Source organism: Methylocapsa sp. S129, from assembly GCF_009765995.1.
Classification (GTDB): Bacteria; Pseudomonadota; Alphaproteobacteria; order Rhizobiales; family Beijerinckiaceae; genus Roseiarcus.
Genome location: NZ_LMUI01000046.1, coordinates 190920 through 195498, shown reverse-complemented (window position 1 = coordinate 195498; position 4579 = coordinate 190920). Strand labels below are relative to the sequence as shown.

Here is a 4579-nt window from a genome sequence, read left to right as displayed (position 1 = left end):
TCGGCAGCTCCTCGAATCAGGCTGCCCCCAACAGGAATCATAACCGATTCATTCGAATCGAGAAGTTTCGAGACGGACACTAAAGAAAGTGGTCGCCAAGAATTTTGCGAAATAACGAGGACGAACCGGGTGCAATGTTTCATATAGACGACGACATTCGCAAGCTTGTGACGCAACTCACCGTAGCATCACGTGGCCGCTGCGGGGCGAAGCTGAATTCGAAATCAGTCAATATCGCCTGGGCGGCATTACGCGCTTACCTCGGAAAGCACGCTGCTCCTCCTGAAACGACAATGATTGTCAGTTTTCAAATCGAGGCTCTAGATAACATCGGTTTGCCGGTGGAGGTTCTTGCGACTACCGGCGAGAAGCGTATCGCTCGCACCACACTCGCGACAGCGAAAGAGCGTTTCCGGACCGAATGATCACGTTGCGGAGGAAGTCCAGTAGCGGCGAGAGGACCAGATCGGCCGATTGATCGAAGATTCACGCGGCGTCGGAATGCTACGCTCGCTGTCCTATCATGTTCCAAAGGAAAGCAGACGCGCAGCGCGACCCGCTGACAGACATTCTCAATGCGCATGACGAAGGGTGCCTCGCGCGACCGCTTCCTGCACGTGGGGCCTTCGCGGCCATCGTGGGGCAACGCGCCCATTTGCTTGGGGAGAGCGTCGGGAATGACGAATCGGCTTATCCCTCAATTTCAACGATGCGATCAGTGACGAAGATTCGTCTTTCTTCCGCAGCCATGAAACGGGCGAGCGCGTTGCCGCTCAAAAAAGGAGTTCATCGGCGGCGCGTTCGACGCGGCAATCTTCGCTAAAGCCAATTCGGCGCGGAGACCGCTCAATTCGACCTGTTCGGCGAGAGTTATGACTTTTGCCATTCTCGACCATGACACGTCGTTTGTCCGAGTCATATGAGACTTTGGCGGCCAAGGTGCATCGCGCAGCTTCGCTAAGCGGCTGGTTCGAGGCGGGCGTTGGAGATTAATCCAAGCGCCTCCTCGGGCGATTCAGTAGCCGATTCCACCAGCGCCGCTATTCTTCCATCGTCCACGTTCATGGCGCCGTTTGATTCCCAGGTCGTGGGCTGCGGAGCCATACGACCGCAGGTCGTCGGTGATCAATCGATCGGGAGCGGAGCTGGGTTTCTTCAGAAGCTTGTGCATCAGTTTCAGCGCGGCGTGCTTGTTTCGCTTGGACTGGACCAGCACATCAAGGGCCTCGCCCTCGGCGTCGACCGTGCGCCAGAGATAACCCATGCGGCCTGTGATTTTCAGATAGACCTCGTCGAGATGCCACGTCGTGTGTGGCTTCGGGTGTCGTTTGCGCAAGTCCGCCGCGATCATCGGCCCGAAATGGTTAGCCCAGCGCCGGACGGTTTCGTAGGAGATCGCAATCCCGCGTTCCGCCAATAGATATTCGACGTCGCGGAAGCTCAACGTGAACCGGAGATAGAGCCAGATCGCCTGCTGAATGATCTTGGGCGGAAATCGGTAGCCGGAGTAGCTGATTTTCTGCATCGCCTTGGGTAGCGACGCGCAAGTTGACCGCAAGCCCGAGACGGCGTGACAATGCCCACACCACTCATATCATCCGAATTCGGCCGGCCGAGTTAATGCAATATCCGGCGCCAGCTTCATCTCCGGCAAACCCTCCCGTCGCCAATCGCAGTTTCGCGCATTACTGCAGCTTGGCGGTGATTCTGAAATAGATTTGGTAGGGGGACTGGGGTTCTACGACTTTGTCGAGGGGGAAGCCCGCGCTGACTTCAGCGACGACATATTTGCTCAACGTCCAGGAAACGCCGGCGCCGAGCGAATTGAGGGTTTGAACAGCGGGAAAATGATTATAGACGACGCCGCGATCATAAAACGCATAGGGATCAATCGTGGTGTCGAAAACCTGGATTGGCCGATGCAATTCGAGATTGCTGTAGTAGCCGTCAGGTCCGGCGACGGCGTCGGTCGGATAGCCGCGCACCGTGGTCGGGCCGCCCACTTGAAACAGTTGATCGCCGGGCAGCAACTCCTTTGAGGCCACTTGCCATGCGCCGCCAAGCGTCGCGTTGAAATTATAGGGAAGCTGCAACGAGGAGCCGAACGTCCCGCTCTGCAGCGCGAAATTTTCGGTCAAGCCCGAGATGTTGCTGTAGGACTGGGCCGCTGACACAGTCGGCGAAACGCTCGCCGACAGGCTTGCTCCGCTATAGGCGAGCGTGAAGCCTCCGGTCTCCAGATTCGTGGTGTCCCCGGTGATGCGGATATCCGACTGTTCCGATGTTGAAATCTGGTGCGCGAACGCACCGTTGAGGAGAAACATCCATTCGGAATTGCCAAACAGCGGCTGGCTCGCATTGATCGATGCGACTTCCGAGGTCCCGGTGACATCCAGCGATTGGTACGGTCCGGAGACGACGTGGATAGCGCCGCGGGTGAAGCTCAGCCCGATGCGCCCGCCCCAGGGATCGACGGCGAAATTATAGCCGACATTGCCGTCGATATTACCCTCCGACTTGACGGCGTAGAGCGTCAGCTTGTCGTCGAATCCGAGCATGCCATAATGCTGTAGCAGCGTTCCGATCTCATAGCGCCCGACCGTGGAGACGCCCTGATTGTCGCCAAAGACCTGGACGAGGTTTTTAGGCGGTTCGGTGACGGCGAGTTCGACATCGGTCAAGCCGAACTGAGCCCCCGCCTGCATCAAAGCCTGAATGCGTGCGACGCCGGTCTTGTTGAAGAACGCGAGATTCTGGGTGATGCGCGGCATGTCGACCACGTCGCCGGTTTTCTGGTCGATGTGAGAGAGCACGAAATCTTTCGAAAGCGCGTTCGCACCGGTGACGGTGATCTTGCCAAGGCGCCCCTCGACGATCTTGACCTCTACGATTCCGTTCTTCAACTTTTGTGGCGGCAAATAGGCCGCCGCCGTGACGATCCCCTTCTGCGCGTAGAGATCGTTGATCTCCTTCACCATCCTCTGCACGCCGGCGATGTCGACGCGGGTTCCGATATATCTAGCGGTGACGGCGTCGAGCTCCTGTTTGGAGAGGAACTGCGACTTGTCGAGAACGACGCCACGCAAAACGAAAGTCGGGCCGCCGGGCGCGAGGAGATTGTTTTGCGCGGCGGGCGGCGCCAGCACCGCGGGCACCTGCGGTAAGGCGTTCTTCTGCTCGATCTGTTCGCGGTTCTGCTGGTTCTGATTGTTGATCAGGCCTGGATTGGGAACGGCAGGCGTCGTCTGGGCGCGCGCGCACGGCGAATACAGCGCCATGCCGACGGCGACGGCCAACAACCATCTGCTCTTCATACGCCCCGCCCTTACGCCGCGGCCGCCTTGCGACGTCGCTGATCGCAAGACAATCGGGAATCTAGTCTTCATTTCGCCGGCCGATCAAATCCATCCCGTTTACTTTGGCCGCCGCCCAGCGAAGCGAACGCCTATCTCATCGCCTCGTGAAATTTACCATGGGCGTGGACGCCCCGATGAGTCAGCGCGCCGGGCAAGACGGTAGGCTTTTTCTTGACGATAATCGTGAACCCGAGCCCATCGCTGAGCAACTCGGTCGGGCCGCCGCTGTCGCCGATGCTGACCCCGGGCTGGCCAGGCTGCGCAAGCGCGACGCCATCGCCATAGAAGCGCTGGAGATGAAGATCGAAGGCTTCGACCGGAAATTGCCAGCCATTCTGGTTGTCGGCGCCGCCTTCGACGAACAATTGCTCGCTGTCGCCCAGCCATCCCATCCGATCGAAATCGCGCACGAAGCTCGGACCATTGATCAGTGCGCCGTCGAACTCCTGCTGGACCTGCGCGCTGGCGTCATATTGGACGATATAACTGTCGGTCTTGACGAACCGGTTGTTCACCTGGAGATAGAATTCATCGTCCGGTTGATAGAATTGAACGTTATTGCCGAGGACCGGCTGCGACGACACGTCGTTGAACCAGAGAACCTGGTCCGGCGTCGTCAGCAGCATGCTCTTAGTGATTGTCGGATCGACCATCGATATCTGGAGCGCGTCGGTGGTGATCACGGCGGTTGCTTCACGCAGGATGGGAACATAGAGGCCATTCGGGGCGTCGACCGTCAGATTCGCCGAATTGCCAACAGCTCCGCCAAAGCCGGTTATCGTCAGTTCGAGCGGACCTGGCGCGCCTGGGGTTTGCGACAACAGGCCGATGCTCAGATTATTGGCGGCGATATCCACCGCGGTCGCGACCTGGAGATTGTTGATCGTCATATCGCCCTTGGTGGACAGCGAGATGGCCGCTCCACTCACGCTGCGAAACTTGACGACGCCCGCCGCATTAATTGCGACGGCGCCGACGGCGGTGAAGCCATTGCCCGCGATGTCGGCGGATGAGTTCAAATTCAGGTCGCCATTGGCGTTGATCTGGTCGAAATCGATGCCGACGGCGTTCGCCGTGACTGAGCCGTGGGCGTCGATCGACCCGCCACGCACCGCTCCCACAAAAGATTTCAGAATGACGTCGCCAGGATCGGTCGCGGTTCCCTTTGTCGTCAGCAGTGCGAACGACAGATCGTTGTAGGCCTCGATCGTCTCAGTCCCATT

3 protein-coding genes and 1 pseudogene are annotated in these 4579 nt (G+C 58.6%); 1 reads left to right on the top strand and 3 read right to left on the bottom strand.

From position 1 onward, the window contains the following. Positions 1–134: 134 nt before the first annotated feature. Positions 135–425, top strand: coding sequence for a hypothetical protein (locus tag GSQ90_RS24245; RefSeq protein ID WP_158817530.1), 291 nt, complete (start codon positions 135–137; stop codon positions 423–425). A gap of 608 nt (positions 426–1033) precedes the next feature. Here the strand turns inward: GSQ90_RS24245 and GSQ90_RS24240 are convergent. The 3 genes and pseudogenes from GSQ90_RS24240 to GSQ90_RS24230 form a co-directional block, all read right to left on the bottom strand. After that, positions 1034–1525, bottom strand: a pseudogene (locus tag GSQ90_RS24240) (IS6 family transposase); the annotation flags it as partial. Between the two features lie 160 nt (positions 1526–1685). Continuing rightward, a complete protein-coding gene (locus GSQ90_RS24235) occupies positions 1686–3314 on the bottom strand; it encodes a ShlB/FhaC/HecB family hemolysin secretion/activation protein (protein ID WP_158817529.1) in 1629 nt (542 codons plus the stop codon). A gap of 131 nt (positions 3315–3445) precedes the next feature. Then, positions 3446–4579 (bottom strand): hypothetical protein (locus GSQ90_RS24230; RefSeq protein WP_210254969.1); only part of this gene is annotated, 1134 nt, incomplete at its 5' end.

What these genes read in the sequence shown, in the direction of transcription:
- GSQ90_RS24245 (WP_158817530.1), top strand. Translation starts at nt 135, where the DNA reads ATGTTTCATATAGACGACGACATTCGCAAGCTTGTGACGCAACTCACC.
- GSQ90_RS24235 (WP_158817529.1), bottom strand. Translation starts at nt 3,314, where the DNA reads ATGAAGAGCAGATGGTTGTTGGCCGTCGCCGTCGGCATGGCGCTGTAT.